Below are 16,638 nucleotides of genomic sequence, written 5' to 3'. Positions count from 1 at the left end.
TCAGCCCTACGCCGAACCGCGTGGCTCGGCTGTGTCGCCGTTGTTGCGGCGCACGGTGCGCACGATGAACAGGGTCAGCAGCAAGGCCACCACGCCCGCGCTCGACCCGATCACCGCCACCCGCATCGGCAGCCAGTTCGTCTCCACGGCGGGCGGCAGGTCGAGCTTCATGTCCAGCTTCGAGTCGGCCGCGATGCCGTGCTCGCTGGGGATGGTCGCGGTCAGCGCGCCGATCGGGTTGATCACGCCGTGTCCGACGAGGTTGTCCCGTCCGCCCGGCGCCGCCGGATGCGACGCCGTGATCTTGATCCGGTCCATCACCTGCTTGGCCGTCAGGTGCTTGTGGCGGTCGCGGATCAGCGCCGCCAGCCCGGCCACGTAGGGCGCGGCGAAGCTGGTGCCCTGGATCGGGGCCGTTTTGCCGTCCTTGAGGACCTGAAGGTTGGCCAGTCCGTCGCTGCCCAAGGCGGGGTCGAGCGAGATGATCTCCGTTCCAGGCGCGGCCACCGACACCCAGGGGCCCTGCACCGAGAACTTGGCCGGGTCGCCATTGCGGTCCGTCGCGGCGACCGAGAGGACGTACTCGGAGAACCACGGCGGCGTCACCAGATGGGTCGGGTTGTTCGGGTCGTCCCCGTTCCTCGCGTCCGGGCACAAGTTCTCACCGGAGTTGCCTGCCGAGGCGACCAGCACGACGTCCTTCTCGAAGGCATATCGCAGGGCGGCCTGAAGGTTCTTCTCCGCCTGCTTGATCCCCCCTTGCGAAACAGGTCGGCAACTGTCCACCGACATGTTCAGGACCCGGACACCTTGGTCGGTCGCGTGCACAACAGCTTGGGCGAGGGAGTCGATCGACCCGGCGCCGTGATCCTGCTGCTCACCCGCCCGCCTGCCCTGGTAGTTCGTACTCGACTGTCGGATGGAGAGGATCCGGGCATCCGGGGCGATTCCCTTGAATCCGATGCCCTTCTCCACCGGCGGTTTGGCCGCGATGATGCCCGCGACCTCCGTGCCGTGCCCGTCGCAGTCCTCGAGGCCGTCGCCGCCCTTGACGAGGTCGCCGCCGCCCTTGATCCGGTCCTGGAAGAACGGGTGCGCCTTCACCCCCGTGTCGATGACGCCGACCAGCACGTCCTTGCCCGTGGAGAACTTGTGCAGCTCGTCGAACCGCAGCTGCTGCTGGCCCCACGGCTTGTTCTTGAGGTCGACGCCCTTGTCGAGCGAGGAGATGCACTGGGTCTTGATCTCGTAGTTCGTGTCGGGCGCGATACCCCGGGGAACGGGCCAGCCCGGCTCCAGCGGCGGTGGGGTCGCCATCGACGTCGGCTCTTGGTTTTCCTGCTGCGCCGCCGCACCGGGGGCCGCGACCACGGTCACCAGCAAGGCGGCCGTGAGCGCGGCTGTGCCCCGCTTCTTTCCCACTCGCATGCTTTCCCCTAGATCGAGATGTGGCGCAGCGTGCTGTACAGGTCCATCACGGCCAGGGCGATGGGCAGCACCGACGCGATGCAGATGGCCTCGACGATCTCGACGGTGCGCCGCAGCGGCGGCGAGAAGCGCTGGTTCGGGAAGATCACGCCGAGCACCAGCGCCGTGGCGCCGAGGAGCACCAGGACGCCGAACACCCACAGCAGGCGGGAGAACGGGTCGGCGGTCATCAGCCAGCCCAGCAGGATGCCCGACGCGCTGATCAAGCCCGACGCGAGCAGTGCCACCGCCTGGCTGCCGTTGGCGTACGTGCGGGCACGCAGCAGCAGCACCGCGGTCGCCACGACGCCGAGGATCACACCCCAGATGCCCGGAGAAGCGGCCGCCACGATGGCGCCGATGGCCGCGGCGAGACCGCAGCCGATGATCATGCCGGTCATGTACTCGTGCGCCAGGCCCGCGCGCCGCTCGATCGAGCGGTAGTCGGGGAACCCGGTGTCTTCCTTGAGGTCCTCGGCACTGCCCGGAACGTTGGGCAGCGGCAGTCGGGCGAGCTGGATCGTCAGCCGCGGCAGCACCGACAGCGCGCCGAGCGCGACCGCGACCGTGCCCGCGGCGATGCCGTGCGCCGGGTGCGCGATCAGGGTCGCCACACCGAACGCGACGACGCCGAGCGTGGCCGCGCTGCCCGCGGCGACGAACGTCGTGATGCCCGCCCCGATCAGCATGATCGAGGCCGACGCGACGATCAGCACCAGGGTGCAGGCGAGCAGCAGACTCGCCCGGCCGGGCACGCCCGGCACGATCGACAGGCCGCAGGCGAACGCCATCGGCAGCCCGCCGGCCGCCGCGATCAGCACGCCGGTCGACTGCGCCTGGTACGCCCGCGCGATGGTCGCGCCGAGCGCGACCGCGACGACCGCGGCCACACCGGCGGTGATCGCCGGGCCGATGTTGCCGCCGCCCCACATCGGGCCCGCCATGAACACCGCCAGCGCACCGGCGATCAGCGCGAGCGAGCCCGCGATGTGCCCGATCCGGTTGGCGGTCTCCTTGGTCCACGGCCGGTAACTGTCCGGCGTGGACTCCGCGATCGCGTCGACGACGTCGTCGTAGAGCGCGGGCGGCGGGTTCTCGGCCCGCTTGCGCAGCTGCAGCATGTCGCCGTCGACGATCCCGAGGGAGCCGAGCGTGCGGCTCGGGTCGAGCGGGTTGTCGCCGAGCTTGGCCAGACACCAGCCGCCGTGGCGCGCGCCGCCGTCGGGAGTGGCCTCCTTGGCCATCTCCAACAACATGGGCAGCAGGTCCGCGACGGACACGTCCGCCGGCAGCGCCACGTCGATGCGTGTTCTGGGCGCCACCACCGTCACCCGGCTGAACACGGTCGTCCCGGTTGCCACGCCTGCCCCCTTTGAGTTATCCACAGGTATGCGCGAAGGGTCCCGGCCGTGCCGGGACCGCCCCTAGTATGGCCGCACCGGGATCGGCGAGTACGGCGGTTCCGAGAAAGCGTGTCGAGTTGGGGGATGATCTTCGATGGGCGACGGTTCAGTCGTGCCTGGAAGCAGTGCTTTGCGGTTGCTTTCCGTCCTGATGTGTCTGGGCGCGCTCGGGATGGCCGTGTTCTCGTTCACCGAGGCGGGCAGGCATCCCGCCGCTGTGGTCCCCGGCCTGGTCCTCCTCGCCGCGACGGTGGCGCAGAACTGGACTCCCATGGGCGGGACGAAGGTCGGCCGGGTCGGCCTCGGCGGCGCGGCCCTGGTGGCCCTTTTAGTCACGCTCAACCTGGGCAAGGCACGGCAATCGACCGATCCGGCCGCCGGTGACCTTGCGGTTCGGTAGGTTCTCCCCAGCAGCTGTCGAGATAAAAGAGGTGTCCGACCGGTGAGCACGCTGCAGTTCAAGCGTTCGCCCCGCCTTGCCGCGCCCCGCCAGCCGGGCGGTGAGGTTCACCTGGAGCCGCCACCCGAGGTGCCCAGGGTCATTCCCGGCAGCATCGTGATGAAGATGCTGCCCGCGGTCATGATCCTGGCCTCCGTCGGGATGATGGTCTTCATGTTCACGACGGGCGGGAGGAATCCCACCTCGTTGATGTTCGGCGGCATGATGGTGATGTCGACGGTGGGCATGATGGCCGGCGGCATGGGTGGCAAGGGCGGCGGCCAGAAGAAGGCCGAGATGAACGAGGACCGCAAGGACTACCTGCGCTACCTCGGCCAGATGCGCGACCGGGCCCGTGAGGCCTCGCTCGACCAGCGCGCCTCCCTGGAGTGGACCCACCCGGACCCGCAGGCCCTGTGGTCGATCGCGACCAGCAGGCGGATGTGGGAGCGCCGCCAGGCCGACCCAGACTTCTGCCACCTGCGCGCGGGCCGCGGCTCGCAGCGGCTGGCCACCCGGCTCGTGCCGCCGCAGACCGGCCCGGTCGACGAACTGGAGCCGATCGCCACGCTCGCGCTGCGCCGGTTCGTGCGCGCGCACTCGATCGTCCCCGAGCTGCCCATCCAGGTCGCCATCCGCGGCTTCGCCGCCGTCGGCCTGACCGGCGACCGCGAGCTGACCCGTGGCCTGGCCCGGGCGCTGATCGCCCAGCTGGTCACCTTCCACACCCCTGAGGACGTGCTCGTCGCGGTCGTCACCGCGGGCAAGGCCAAGCAGGAGTGGGAGTGGGCGAAGTGGCTGCCGCACGCCCAGCACCCGACCATGGCCGACGGCATCGGCCAGCTGCGGATGATGGCCGGGTCGCTCGCCCAGATCGAGGAGTGGCTCGACGAGGAGCTGCGCGACCGGCAGCGGTTCACCCGCAACGCCCCGCCGCAGCCCGACCAGCCGCACATCGTGATCGTCATCGACGACGGCGAGGTCACCCGCGAAGAGCAGATCATCCTCGAGGAGGGGCTGGTCGGCGTCACGCTGATGGATCTCTCCGACAGCCTCGGCAACCTGACCGCGCGGCGTGGTCTGCGCCTGGTCGTGGAAGAGGAGCGGCTCGGCGCGCGCAGCGCCAGCGGCGTCGAGTGGTTCGCCAACCCCGACACGCTCAGCGTGGCCGAGGCCGAGGCGCTGGCCCGCAAGCTCTCGCCGTACCGGCTCGGTGTCGGCGCGTCCGACTCCGGCGACGACGAGCCGTTGAACGCCAACCCGACGCTGCTCGAACTGCTCGGCATCCCGGGCGACCCGATGACGTTCGACGTCCAGCAGGCGTGGCGGCCGCGACCGGTCCGCGACCGGTACCGGGTGCCGTTCGGCATCGGCGAGTTCGGCCAGTTCGTCGAACTCGACATCAAAGAATCGGCCATGGAGGGCATGGGCCCGCACGGCCTGTGCATCGGCGCCACCGGTTCCGGTAAGTCCGAGTTCCTCCGCACCCTGGTGCTCGGCATGCTGGCCACGCACTCGTCGACGACGCTGAACTTCATCCTCGTCGACTTCAAGGGCGGCGCGACCTTCCTCGGCCTCGACGACGCGCCGCACGTCGCCGCGACGATCACCAACCTGCAGGGCGACCTGACGTTGGTCGACCGCATGAAGGACGCCCTCGCGGGCGAGATGAACCGCCGCCAGGAAGCGCTCAAGAACGGCGGCAACTTCAAGAACGTGTGGGAGTACGAGAAGGCCCGCGAGAACGGCGCCGACCTCGACCCGCTGCCCGCGCTGTTCATCGTCGTCGACGAGTTCTCCGAACTCCTCGCCGCGAAGCCCGACTTCATCGACCTGTTCGTCGCCGTCGGTCGACTGGGCCGCTCGCTGCAGATGCACATGCTGCTCGCCTCGCAGCGGCTCGAAGAGGGCAAGCTGCGCGGCCTCGACTCGCACCTGTCCTACCGGATCGGTCTCAAGACGTTCTCCGCCGCCGAGTCGCGCGCCGCGATCGGTGTGCCGGACGCGTTCGAACTCCCGTCGATCCCCGGCTCCGGCTACCTGAAGTTCGACACCAGCACGATGGTCCGGTTCAAGGCCGCCTACGTCTCCGGGCCGTACCGCCCGGCGGGCATGCAGGTCGCGGGCCCCGCGGCCGCCGTGTCCGGCGACCGGCGCGCGAAGCTCTTCGTGCCCGACTACGTCGAGATCCCCAAGGAGCCGGAGAAGCCGCTGGTTCCGGTCGTCGAGGAGAAGAAGCCCGAGGGCGGCACCGAGGCCAGCGAACTCGACGTCATCGTCGGCAGGCTCGTCGGGCAGGGCCCGCCCGCGCACGAGGTGTGGCTGCCCCCGCTCAACGAGCCCAACTCGCTCGACACGCTGTTCCCGCCGCTGCAGCCCACCGAGGACCGCGGCCTGTCGCCGGTCGGCTTCTACGGCAACGGCAGGCTCCAGGTTCCGCTGGGCATCATCGACAAGCCGTTCGAGCAGCGCCGCGACCTGCTCTGGGCCGACTTCTCCGGCGCGGCGGGCCACGCGGCGATCGCCGGCGGCCCGCAGTCCGGCAAGTCGATGATGCTGCGAACGCTCATCATGTCGATGGCGCTGACGCACACCGCCGAGGAAGTCCAGTTCTACGTGCTCGACCTCGGTGGCGGCACGATGGGCACGCTCGAAGGGCTGCCGCACGTCGGTGGTGTCGCCGGTCGTATCGACCCGGACAAGGCGCGCCGCATGGTCGCCGAGGTCAGCAGCCTGATCGGCGAGCGGGAGCAGCGCTTCCGCGACCTGGGCATCGACTCGATGACCGACTTCCGCAACCGCAAGCGGCAGGGCGGGATCCCGGAAGACCAGTTCGGTGACGTGTTCCTGATCGTCGACGGCTGGCTCAACTTCCGCCAGGAGTTCGAGTCGCTGGAGTCGCAGGTCGTCAACCTCGCCGCGCAGGGTCTGTCCTACGGCATCCACGTCATCGTGGCGGCCAACCGGTGGGCCGAGATCCGGCCCGCGCTCAAGGACCTGCTCGGCACCCGGTTCGAACTGCGCCTCGGTGACCCGAGTGAGTCCGATGTGGACCGTCGAGTGGCGGTCAACATCCCCGCCGGACGACCGGGCCGCGGCCTCTCCCGCGACAAGCTGCACTTCCTGACCGGCCTGCCCCGCATCGACGGCTCAAGCAACGCCGACGACGTCGCGACCGGCGTCCAGGACGCGGTCGCCAAGATCAAGGGAGCCTGGCGTGGCCGCGGCGCACCCAAGGTGCGGCTGCTGCCCGAGGTCATCAGCTACGAGGACCTGCTCACCCAGGACACCCGCCGCGACTCCAAGCTGGTGCCGATCGGCATCGACGAGAACGACCTGGCCCCGGTGTACCTCGACTTCGACGCCGAGCCGCACTTCATGGCCTTCGCCGAAGGCGAGTCGGGCAAGACGAACCTGATCCGCACGATCGTGCGCGGCATCATGGACCGCTACACCCCGCAGGAAGCGGTCATCCTGCTGGTGGACTACCGGCGCACGATGCTGGGGTTCATCGACACCAACCACCTGCTGGGCTACGCGGTCTCGTCCAACCAGCTCGGCGACATGGTCAAGGATGTCCGCGGGTCGATGCTCAAGCGGCTGCCGGGACCGGATGTCACGCAGGACCAGCTCCGGAACCGGTCGTGGTGGAAGGGCCCCGAGCTGTTCGTCATCGTCGACGACTACGACCTCGTGGCCCCGCAGGGCAACAACCCGCTGCAGCCGATCGCGGAGTTCCTGCCGCAGGCCAAGGACGTCGGCCTGCACGTGATCGCCGCCCGTCGTTCCGGTGGTGCCAGCCGGGCGATGTTCGACCCGATCCTCGGCAAGCTGCGCGAGATCGCGAGCCCCGGCATCGTGATGAGCGGCAGCAAGGACGAGGGCGCGCTGCTCGGCACGGTGAAGCCGTCGGCGATGCCGCCGGGTCGTGGAACGCTGGTCAGCCGCAAGGTTGGGCAGGCGTTGATGCATGTGGCGTGGATCCCGCCGGAGTAGTCCGTGGCGTGTCTTCCCGGTTGGCGGCGCGGTTTTGTGCCGCCAACCGGGATTTTCTTTGGTGGGTGCCTGTTTGGGTGGTTTGCCTTGATTTGGGGCCCCTCGAAATGGGCCGTGCGGGTCAAAAGGCGAGGTCAAGGAACCTCACCCGCACCGCGATTTTGGCCCATTTCACCCCAAATCAAGGCAAACCACCCAAACAGGCCGTTGGGATCTGCCCGTCGCCTGCGCTGGGGGGCGGCAATGGCCGGGCCGACCCGGGCCCACCGGGCGCCGTAGGGGCTCACACCGAATCACGGGGCACTCCAGAGCCCTTGGCTGTGGGTGGATTCATCCGCGTTGGCGATCACGTAGGGTGACTCGGGCAGTATCAGGCGGGTCGAGATCAGGCGGGTCAAGGGGCGAAGAGAGTGGCACTGCGCGTCGCGGTCGACTTTGGGACGTCGAGCACGTGTGTCGCGGTGTCCGTGCACGGTCGGGAGCCTCAGGTCGTCGTGGTCGACGGGCAGCCGCTGCTGTCGTCGTCGGTCTACGCCGCGTCGGACGGAACTCTCTTCGTCGGTCAGGAAGCCGACCGCCAGGCCGCGCTAGACCCCTCGCGCTACGAGCCGCATCCGAAGCGGCGGATCGACGAGAAGGAACTGCTGCTCGGCGACACCGTGCTGCCCGTCGGCTCCGTGTTCCGGTCCGTGCTCGGCCGCGCGGTCAACGAGGCCCGCCGGGTCGCGGGCGGCGTGCAGGTCGCGCAGTTGGTCCTGACCCACCCCGCCGACTGGGGCGGCGTCCGCACCCAGGTTCTCCGGCAGGCCGCCGCCGGTCTGGCCGAGCGGATCGCGCTGGTGCCCGAACCGGTCGCGGCCGCGGTCTTCCACTCGGCGAGCTACCCGGCGCCGACCGGTCCCCATGGCCGCACCCTCGCCGTCCTCGACCTCGGCGGCGGCACGGTCGACGTCAGTGTCGTGCGCACCACCCGGGCCGCCCGCCCTGGGCTGCCGCCCGCGTACACGGTCCTCGCGACCAGGGGCGACCCGCACTTCGGCGGCGCCGACATCGACGAACTGCTCCTCGGCCACGTCGGCGACATGGTCTCCACCGACGACCCGGATTCCTGGCGTGCGCTCGTGGAAGGCCGCGACCTGGCCGACCGCAGGCGCAGGCGCGTGCTGCGCCAGGACATCCGCGGCGCGAAGGAAACCCTGTCCCGCCACCCGTACACCGACGTGCCGCTGCCCTCACCGTTCCCCGACGCGCACGTCACCAGGACCGACCTCGAACGGCTGATCGGCGTCCCGGTCGGCCGGGCGGTCGACCTGACGCTGGCCACCATCCGCGAGGCGGGCCTGGCGCCGCAGCAGCTCTCGGGCATCTTCCTCGTCGGCGGTTCCAGCCGGATCCCACTGGTCGCACGCCTCGTCGCCGAGCGGACCGGCATGGTCCCGGTGACGCTCGACCAGCCCGAGACCGTGGTCGCCCGCGGCGCGCTGCGGGCGGTGGCCGTCGAACCGGACAACACCGGCGCCATGGCCGCGAATCCGGGCCGAACCGTGCCCGCGGGCGGTGTCCTCGCCGCTGAGCCGACCATGCCGGTCGCGCACCGGCCGCCGCTCCCGCCCCGGCCGATGGGACCGCCGTCCGGACCGCTGCCGCTGCCGCGCCCCACGCCGCCGCCGCCGAAGCCGCGACGCACCGCACTGCTCATCGGCGCCGCGGTCGTCGTGATCGCCGCCGTCGCCGTGACCATGGTGGTGCTGCTCGGCCGTGAGACCCCACCCGCGGAGACGGGGCCGGTCATCGCGCAGTACGAGTACCGCTTCACCCGGCCCGACGGCTGGACCCAGACCGGCGGCAACCCCGGCCTGCTGCGCACCGAGATCAAGCCGGTCGGCGCCGAGCGGGGCGACGACCTCGTGCTCGTCGAGGAGAAGCGGCTCGTCTTCGACAGCGACACCGATCGCGCGCGAGCCGTCGACAAGCTGCGCAGCGACTTCGAGTCCGGCGGCGACGAGTTCTCGGACTTCACCGAGAAAGTGACTTTCGGCGGCCGCGAGGTCGTCAACTACCGCGAGCGGCTCGATCGCAAGGACGCGACTGTCGACTGGTACGTACTGTTCAAGGGCAAGTCGCAAGTCAGCGTCGGCTGCCAGTACACCGAGAGCGGCCGCGACAAGGTGCGCCAGGCCTGCGAATCGGTGGTCCGCACGATGGCCATCGAGGGATGAGGTGGAGATGACCGGTCAGAACCAGGGATTCGCCGAGGCGGTCGCCCGCTACCGGGCCGAACTCGCCGCCGCGGTCACCCGCTCCCGCCGGGCCGCCGCCGAGGCCCGCGACCAGTCCGCGAACTTCCGCGCCGAGAACGACGACCTGGCGAAGCGGATCGGCAAGTCCAAGGTGGACCCGGCCGAGCGGACCGACGAGGACCGCCGCGCGGCCGCCGAGGAATGGCGCCGCGCCCAAGGACTCCCGGTCACGGAGTTCCCGCCCGACGCCGACCGCGTCGCGGAACCGGCTGAGCCCGAACACGCGCCCCGCCCGGATGACGATGATGATGACGAGGACTTCTCTCAGCACTCCGTGCTTTTCCGCGGCTGACTTCGCCGCGGAACGTCGCTGAAAGCTCCCACCGGCCCGTCGAATCAGGTCCGAATTCGCCATTGTGAACCACGTTCGGGTGCGTTCGCGATGGCGGAACCCGCTGTGACCTGCGGGTTCCTGAAAAGAGCGTTCACTAGAGCAACTACCTGACTGATCCCGGCACCGAGTCGGAACCGAACCTGGCAGGGTTCCGTCGTAAGGGTTGTACGAACGAAGAACATGTACGACCAACTACTAACCAGGGGGTTACTTCCCAATGGCCGGTTACGGAATTTCGCCCGAAGAGATGGCTAAGGCCGCTGTCGACGTCGACAACGTGAACGAGGAGTCGCGCGGCGTGCTGTCCAGCCTCCGCAGCGCCCTCGTGCCGCTGGAGGACAACTGGAACGGTGAGGCCGCTCGCGCCTTCCAGACGCTGATGCAGCGCTTCGACGCCGACGCCGCGAAGCTGGCCGATGCGCTGCAGGGCATCTCCGAGCAGCTCAAGTCGTCCAACGAGGCCTACGTACGCCAGGAAGAAGAGGCCGCGCAGTCGATGTCGAACATCGCCAATGTGCTCGGCGGCTGACCTGCCCCGCTCTTCGCTTCTCAGCTTCGTTCCGCATATCCAAGACTTGATTCCAAGGGAGCATCGCAATGCCTAACGACATCATCAAGGTCAACTTCGCGGAGGTGGCCAACGCCTCCCAGGCCCTGTCCTCGTCCGCCGGGAAGCTCGAGACCCTGCTCGGCGAGCTCCAGCAGCGCCTCGCGCCGCTCGAGGCGGGCTACGAAGGTGCCGCCAAGGAGGCCTGGCACGCCAAGCAGCAGGAGTGGAACCGCGCGCAGGACGACCTGCGTCAGGTCCTCGCCTCGATCGGTTCGGCCGTGCAGCAGTCCGGTGACAACTACGAGGCCACCGAGAAGGCGAACGCCGCCAAGTGGGGCTAAACCCGCTTCGCTGATTTAGTGCTACACCACCCGAGTGGGGCCCGGAGGCGACTCCTGGGCCCCACTCGGGTTTGTTCCATCCGCCAGCCTGCCCAGAGCTTCAGTCGATCGTGGACTGCCGGTGCGCTCGAACAAGTCCAGCGCCGCCCGCCAGCACTCGCGCGCGGATCCGTCCTGACCGAGGCGGTGGTGCACATCGCCGAGTTCGAGCAGGGTGTCGCCTTCCAGGTAGGGGACGTCCAGCTCGCGGTATGCGAGGAGGGCCAGTTCGTACTCGGCCACGCTTGACGCGAGGTCGCCCTGCCCGGCGAGGGCACTGGCGATCGTTTGGCGGGCGGAAGCCACTGCCAACCGCAACCCGACCTCAGTGCACAGCGGGAGCGCCGCCCGCGCTTGTTCGATGGCTTTGGCATAGTTCTGACCCAGCAGATACGCACTGGCCATGGTCACGCGTGCGCTGCCTTCGTTCCTGGGATCCCCTGTGACCCATGGCGAATTCAGCAGTTCCGTGCCGTAGCGCAGAGACTCGCCAACATTTCCCGAGCGCAGATGCGCTATCACGAGGTTGTTCAGCGCCAGGTATAGGCGCGATGTGTCGCCTTCCGCACGCGCGATACGCAGCATGTCTTCGAGGCACGTGATGGCCGCGTCGTGGTCGCCGGACACGCTATGCGCGATCGCCAAACCATTGAGGGAAAGCATCTCGTGATCGGGCATGCCGACGGCGGCGGCCGCGGCCCGCGCGTGCACATGGAGCGCGATCCATTCGGCCGACTTGTGCGCCCGGGCGACCATGTAATCGAAGATGGCCTTCGGGAAGCGCATCACATAGTCGAGCAAAGTCACGTCGTGGGTGTTCGTGACCAGTGCGACGATGTTCTGACTCTCGTCGTCGCACCAGGTGATGGCTTATTCTAGACCGCTGAATGGCGTGTCCAGGACGTCTGTTGGATACGGGAGCGTCAAAGGGGGCTTATTCGAGTTCATCCGCGTCCCGGCATTGGTCAGCCCGGACAGGTAATACCCGAGCAGGCGCCGCGTGGATACCTGGATTGCGTCCGGTGCATCGGTTTCCCGGGCCAGCGTGCGCGCGAAATCCCGCATGAGGTCGTGGAATTGGTATCTGCCGGGATTGGGTTGTTCCACCAGGTGCCTGGCAACCAACTCGTCCAGCTGAGCCGCCGCGCCCACCTCGGTGATCCCGCCGACCGCCGCCGCTGAGGCCGCGGTGAAGTCGGCGACGTGCTGCGCGCCCAGCAGCCGGAACAGTCGGGCGGGCCGCTCACCCAATGCCTTGTAGGAATGCAGGAACACCGAGCGCAGGTCGCTGTCCTCGTCGTCCTCCAAGTCGAACGCGGCCAGCCTGCCCGTCTCGTCGCCGAGTTCGTCGAGCAGGCCGGTCAAGCCGAGTTCTGGGTCGAAGCCGGCGCGCTCGCCCAGGATGCGAATCGCGAGCGGCAGCCGCGCGCAGACGTCCAGAATTTTCCTGGCCTCGGTCCGCGCCTCGGCGACCCGGCCGGGCCCGACGATGCTGCGCAGCATCTCCAAGGCGTCGTCGGTCGGCATCCGGTCGAGCCGCAGCTGGTGGGCGCCCTCACGGACCACGAGCCCGCGCAGCCGGGCCCGGCTGGTGACGATGACGACGCTGCCCGGTCCCGGCAGCAGTGGCCGGACCTGTGTCGAGTCGGCCGCGTTGTCCAGCAGGATCAGCAGCTTTCGGCCTGCGGTCTGCGTCCGCCACAGCGCGGCGCGGGCGTCGAGCCCCGCCGGGATGTGGGCGCCCGCGACTCCGACTCCGTGCAACAAGGTCGCCAGTGCGGCATCCGGTGAGATCAGCGAGCCCAGCCCGTAGCCGCGCAGGTTGAGGAACAGCTGGCCGTCCGGGAAGGCGTCGGCGCCGCGATGGGCGAAGCGCACCGCGAGCGCGGTCTTGCCGACACCCGGCGTTCCCTCGATCGCGCAGATGGTGACCCGGCTGCTGTCGTGGTCGCGGACCGCGCGCGCCAACTCGTCCAGGTCGGCCGCGCGGCCGGTGAAGTGGGCGGCGTCCGCGGGCAGTTGGGCGGGCGCCTGCCGAGCGGGCGGATCCGGTTTCGAATCGGCGAGCAGGATCCGCTGGTGGAGGTCGCGCAGGGGCTTGCCCGGGTCGATGCCCAACTCTTCGGATAGCCGACGGCGGAGTCGGTCGAAATGGGTCAGCGCGTCGGCCTGTCTGCCCGATTTCCAGAGGGCGAGCATGAGCTGCCCCGCGACGCGCTCGTCCGTCGGATGCGCCGCGGAAAGGGTGGACAGCCTGGCCAGGAGGGACCCGTGGCCGTCGCCGCGCAGTCGGATGTCGTTGTGGTCCAGCTCGGCGGCGAACCGTTCGCGCTCCAGTTCGTCGCGGACCCGGTCGAGCCACGGCGTCTCGAGGTCGCCGAACGGGCGCCCACGCCACAGCCCGAGCGCGCGCTCGAGCCGGGACTCCGCGTTCGCGTCCTTCGCCGCCGCGACCAGTGCCCGGAACTCGTGGAGATCGACCTTCTCTGGGTCGACCCGCACCACGTAGCCGCCGGACTGCCTGGAAAGGGAGACGTCATCGGCACCGGCGAGGGCTTTGCGCAGCCGGGACACATAGCTGTGCACGCTGCTCTGGGCGCTGGAGGGAACCCGGTCGCCCCATACCCGGTCCGTCAGCGCACCGGTCGAGACCGGCCGGTTCGGTTCGACGAGCAGTGCCGCGAGTACCGACCGCTGGCGGGCATGGCCGAGGTCGGCGGGTTCACCGTTCACGGTGGCCTCGATCTCACCGAGCAACCGGAAGGTCGTCACCATCGCCGCTCTGCCACCGCCCCTATCAGTGTCCTGAGACACAGGTCCAGGTCCGTTCAAGGTTTTCTCATGGTCCAGTCCGCACCCTAGGGGTGTCAGGTGCCTGCCTGGTCGTGGGATTCGGTTTTCGCCCGCACTGGGGGTGCGGGCGAGAACCGGGTCGCAGTCTGGTCACAATCCGTGGCAATCGCCATGTCGGAGCCTGGTCGGGGGACCCGTTTTGACCCTTCGGTGGGCCACCCGGTATCTTCTTACTTTGTTGTGCGGCGCGGGGCGCATTGCTCGACTGGTCGAACGCGAGTCGAGCCGCGTTGCGCGCCTCTGGGTGACCCCATCCAGAGGTGAGGCCCGCACGCACACCCATGACGCAAGTTGACGATGAGGTAGACCCGTGCCCACGTACAGCCCTAAGCCCGGCGAGGTCGACCGCGCCTGGCACGTGATCGATGCCGAGGACGTGGTGCTCGGCCGTCTCGCGACGCATGTTGCCACGCTCCTGCGAGGCAAGCACAAGCCCACGTTCGCCCCCCACATGGACACTGGCGACTTCGTCGTCATCGTGAACGCCGAGAAGGTCCTCCTGACCGGCAACAAGCGGGACCAGGCGTTCGCCTACCGACACAGCGGTTACCCGGGCGGTCTGCGCAAGCAGTCGTTCGGTGAACTGATCGACACTCGCCCCGACCGGCTGCTGGAAAAGGTCGTCAAGGGCATGCTGCCGAAGACCAAGCTCGGCCGCGCCCAGGGTAAGAAGCTCAAGGTCTACGCAGGCCCTGATCACCCGCACGCCGCCCAGCTGCCCAAGCCGTTCGAGATTGCGAAGGTCGTCAAGTGAGTGAGGACGCCGTGACCCCCGAGACCGACGAGGCCGTCGCCGCCGTCGAGACCGACGAAGCCCCCGCGGCCGTCGAGACCGAGGCAGCGGAGACCGAGGCCGTCGAGGCCGACGCCCCCGCCGCTGACGAGGAAGCCCCCGTCGCGGACGAGGCTCCTGTCGCCGAAGACGCCACCGAAGAGGCCGCGGACGCTCCGGCGATCCCGCACCTGACCTCGGAGACCGCGCAGACGGTCGGCCGCCGCAAGCAGGCCATCGTCCGCGTCCGGTTCACCCCGGGCACCGGCAAGTTCCTCCTCAACGGCAAGTCCCTTGAGGAGTACTTCCCGAACAAGGTCCACCAGCAGCTCATCCGTGAGCCCCTGGTGCTGGTCGAGAAGCCCGAGTCCTTCGACATCCGCGCGAACCTGCACGGCGGCGGCATCACCGGCCAGGCCGGTGCGCTTCGCCTGGCGATCGCCCGCGCGCTGATCGAGCTGGACAGCGAGGACCGCCCGCCCCTGAAGAAGGCCGGCTTCCTGACCCGTGACCCGCGGGCCAAGGAGCGTAAGAAGTACGGTCTGAAGAAGGCCCGCAAGGCGCCTCAGTACAGCAAGCGCTGACCCTGCGCGTCAGCCACACGCACGACCCGGCGGGAGCAGCACGTTCGATGCTGCTCCCGCCGGTCTTTTCACCGCTCTCTTCCTCTCCCCAGCGCAGCGGAGGTTTTCCGACGATGGCACGGCTGTTCGGTACCGATGGGGTGCGTGGACTCGCGAACTCCGACCTGACCCCGGAGCTGGCGCTCACCATCGCCGCGTCCGCCGCCCGGGTCCTCGCGGGACACGACGGCTCCCACCGACCGGTGGCCGTCGTCGGCCGCGACCCGCGCGCCAGCGGTGAGATGCTGCAGGCCGCCGTGTGCGCGGGCCTCGCCTCCGCGGGCGTCGACGTCATGCAGGTCGGCGTGCTGCCCACGCCCGGCGTGGCGTACCTGGTCAACGAACTGGGCGCCGACCTGGGCGTGATGATCTCCGCCTCGCACAACCCCATGCCGGACAACGGCATCAAGTTCTTCACCGCGGGCGGGCACAAGCTCGCCGACGCCATCGAGGACGAGATCGAAGCGGGCCTCAACAGCGCCGCTCCCCGTCCGACCGGCGCGGCCGTCGGCCGCGTCTACGACATCGCCGACGCGCACGACCGCTACGTCGCCCACCTGCTCAAGTCCATCCCGAACCGCCTCGACGGCCTGCGCGTGGTCGTCGACTGCGCGAACGGCGCGGCCTGGGCCGCGGCCCCGCAGGCCTACCGCGAGGCGGGTGCCGAGGTCATCGCCATCCACGCCCTGCCCGACGGCGAGAACATCAACGACGGCTGCGGCTCCACCCACCTCGACCAGCTCCGCGAGGCCGTTCTCGCCGAGGGCGCCGACCTGGGCATCGCCCACGACGGCGACGCCGACCGCTGCCTCGCCGTGGACAGCGCGGGCAACGTCATCGACGGCGACCACATCATGGCCGTCCTCGCCCTGGCCTTGAAGGACGCGGGCGAACTGGTCGAGGACACCCTCGTGGTCACGGTCATGAGCAACCTCGGCCTCCACCTGGCGATGCGCGACGCGGGCATCGCCCTGCGCACCACGGCCGTCGGCGACCGCTACGTCCTGGAGGAACTCCGCAACGGCGGCTACTCCCTCGGCGGCGAGCAGTCCGGCCACGTCCTGCTCCCCGGCTACGCCACCACCGGCGACGGCCTCCTGACCGCCATGCGCCTCATGGCCAGGGTCACCGCCACTGGAAAGTCTTTGGCCGACCTGGCGGGCGTGATGACCCAGCTGCCCCAGGTCCTGATCAACGTCAAGGTCGCCGACAAGGCAACGGTCGCCGCGTCTTCGCAGGTCAGTGCGGCCGTGGCCGCGGTGGAAGCCGAACTCGGCGACACCGGCCGAGTCCTCCTGCGCCCGTCGGGCACCGAGCAACTCGTTCGGGTGATGGTCGAAGCCCCCACCCACGAGGCCGCCCAGTCCGCGGCCGAGCGCCTGTCCAAGGTCGTCGCCGACGTAGGGTGAGTCCATGAGCCTGGGCCTGAGTGAAGCGCTGATCCTGATCGTGCTCGGGATCTTCATCGTGGGCGGGATAATCGCCGCCCGTCGAGCCTCCCGCCGCTGACCCACTGCGACA

Annotated in this window: 13 protein-coding genes; 9 read left to right on the top strand and 4 right to left on the bottom strand. The window is 69.4% G+C overall.

Annotated elements, in window-relative coordinates; all coding sequences use genetic code 11:
- Window positions 1–6 precede the first annotated feature (6 nt).
- Together mycP and eccD are read right to left on the bottom strand one after the other, a co-directional pair.
- The gene (gene mycP / locus C8E96_RS04845) at window positions 7–1,428 is read right to left on the bottom strand and encodes a type VII secretion-associated serine protease mycosin (protein ID WP_091382596.1); all 1,422 of its coding nucleotides are present in this window, start codon (window positions 1,426–1,428) and stop codon (window positions 7–9) included.
- 8 nt (window positions 1,429–1,436) lie between these two features.
- Window positions 1,437–2,828: a type VII secretion integral membrane protein EccD gene (gene eccD / locus C8E96_RS04840; RefSeq protein ID WP_166657872.1), complete on the bottom strand. Its 1,392-nt coding sequence runs from the start codon at window positions 2,826–2,828 to the stop codon at window positions 1,437–1,439.
- A 154-nt stretch (window positions 2,829–2,982) separates the two neighbouring features.
- Between eccD and C8E96_RS04835 the strand changes: the two genes are divergently transcribed.
- The 6 genes from C8E96_RS04835 to C8E96_RS04810 all read left to right on the top strand — a co-directional run bounded on the left by C8E96_RS04835 (window position 2,983) and on the right by C8E96_RS04810 (window position 10,830).
- Complete coding sequence (locus tag C8E96_RS04835) at window positions 2,983–3,270, top strand: hypothetical protein (RefSeq protein WP_133794175.1); 288 nt, start codon at window positions 2,983–2,985, stop codon at window positions 3,268–3,270.
- A 42-nt stretch (window positions 3,271–3,312) separates the two neighbouring features.
- A complete protein-coding gene (gene eccCa / locus C8E96_RS04830; protein ID WP_091382592.1) occupies window positions 3,313–7,305 on the top strand; it encodes a type VII secretion protein EccCa in 3,993 nt (1,330 codons plus the stop codon).
- 410 nt (window positions 7,306–7,715) lie between these two features.
- The gene (locus C8E96_RS04825) at window positions 7,716–9,524 is read left to right on the top strand and encodes a type VII secretion-associated protein (RefSeq protein WP_091382590.1); all 1,809 of its coding nucleotides are present in this window, start codon (window positions 7,716–7,718) and stop codon (window positions 9,522–9,524) included.
- A gap of 7 nt (window positions 9,525–9,531) precedes the next feature.
- Entirely contained in the window at window positions 9,532–9,897 is a 366-nt protein-coding gene (locus tag C8E96_RS04820) for a hypothetical protein (RefSeq protein WP_133794173.1), read from the top strand.
- 259 nt (window positions 9,898–10,156) lie between these two features.
- Entirely contained in the window at window positions 10,157–10,468 is a 312-nt protein-coding gene (locus C8E96_RS04815) for a WXG100 family type VII secretion target (RefSeq protein ID WP_091382586.1), read from the top strand.
- Window positions 10,469–10,536: 68 nt separating this feature from the next.
- Window positions 10,537–10,830 carry a WXG100 family type VII secretion target gene (locus tag C8E96_RS04810; protein ID WP_091382585.1) on the top strand — a complete coding sequence of 98 codons (294 nt, stop codon included), beginning with the start codon at window positions 10,537–10,539 and terminating at the stop codon, window positions 10,828–10,830.
- Between the two features lie 21 nt (window positions 10,831–10,851).
- On the opposite strand, the gene C8E96_RS04805 is transcribed toward C8E96_RS04810, so the two are convergent.
- Together C8E96_RS04805 and C8E96_RS04800 are read right to left on the bottom strand one after the other, a co-directional pair.
- On the bottom strand, window positions 10,852–11,676 hold the full coding sequence (locus C8E96_RS04805; protein ID WP_091382583.1) for a tetratricopeptide repeat protein: 825 nt from the start codon (window positions 11,674–11,676) through the stop codon (window positions 10,852–10,854).
- A 63-nt stretch (window positions 11,677–11,739) separates the two neighbouring features.
- Window positions 11,740–13,644, bottom strand: a complete 1,905-nt coding sequence (locus tag C8E96_RS04800; protein WP_091382581.1) for an AfsR/SARP family transcriptional regulator — start codon at window positions 13,642–13,644, stop codon at window positions 11,740–11,742.
- A gap of 388 nt (window positions 13,645–14,032) precedes the next feature.
- On the opposite strand from C8E96_RS04800, the gene rplM reads away from it, so the two are divergent.
- From rplM to glmM, 3 genes are all read left to right on the top strand, one after another.
- A complete protein-coding gene (gene rplM / locus C8E96_RS04795) occupies window positions 14,033–14,476 on the top strand; it encodes a 50S ribosomal protein L13 (protein WP_091382579.1) in 444 nt (147 codons plus the stop codon).
- A complete protein-coding gene (gene rpsI / locus C8E96_RS04790) occupies window positions 14,473–15,078 on the top strand; it encodes a 30S ribosomal protein S9 (RefSeq protein ID WP_228770215.1) in 606 nt (201 codons plus the stop codon). Before rplM ends, rpsI begins: the two co-directional genes overlap by 4 nt.
- Window positions 15,079–15,191: 113 nt before the next feature.
- Window positions 15,192–16,526, top strand: coding sequence for a phosphoglucosamine mutase (gene glmM, locus C8E96_RS04785; protein ID WP_091382576.1), 1,335 nt, complete (start codon window positions 15,192–15,194; stop codon window positions 16,524–16,526).
- Window positions 16,527–16,638 lie beyond the last annotated feature (112 nt).

Source organism: Actinokineospora alba, from assembly GCF_004362515.1.
In the GTDB taxonomy this organism is placed as follows: Bacteria; Actinomycetota; Actinomycetes; order Mycobacteriales; family Pseudonocardiaceae; genus Actinokineospora; species Actinokineospora alba.
The sequence above is the reverse complement of the archived record's forward strand: the minus strand, read 5'-3'. Positions and strand labels throughout refer to the sequence as shown.

What these genes read in the sequence shown, in the direction of transcription:
- mycP (WP_091382596.1), bottom strand. Translation starts at nt 1,428, where the DNA reads ATGCGAGTGGGAAAGAAGCGGGGCACAGCCGCGCTCACGGCCGCCTTG.
- C8E96_RS04820 (WP_133794173.1), top strand. Translation starts at nt 9,532, where the DNA reads ATGACCGGTCAGAACCAGGGATTCGCCGAGGCGGTCGCCCGCTACCGG.
- C8E96_RS04815 (WP_091382586.1), top strand. Translation starts at nt 10,157, where the DNA reads ATGGCCGGTTACGGAATTTCGCCCGAAGAGATGGCTAAGGCCGCTGTC.
- C8E96_RS04810 (WP_091382585.1), top strand. Translation starts at nt 10,537, where the DNA reads ATGCCTAACGACATCATCAAGGTCAACTTCGCGGAGGTGGCCAACGCC.
- C8E96_RS04800 (WP_091382581.1), bottom strand. Translation starts at nt 13,644, where the DNA reads ATGGTGACGACCTTCCGGTTGCTCGGTGAGATCGAGGCCACCGTGAAC.
- glmM (WP_091382576.1), top strand. Translation starts at nt 15,192, where the DNA reads ATGGCACGGCTGTTCGGTACCGATGGGGTGCGTGGACTCGCGAACTCC.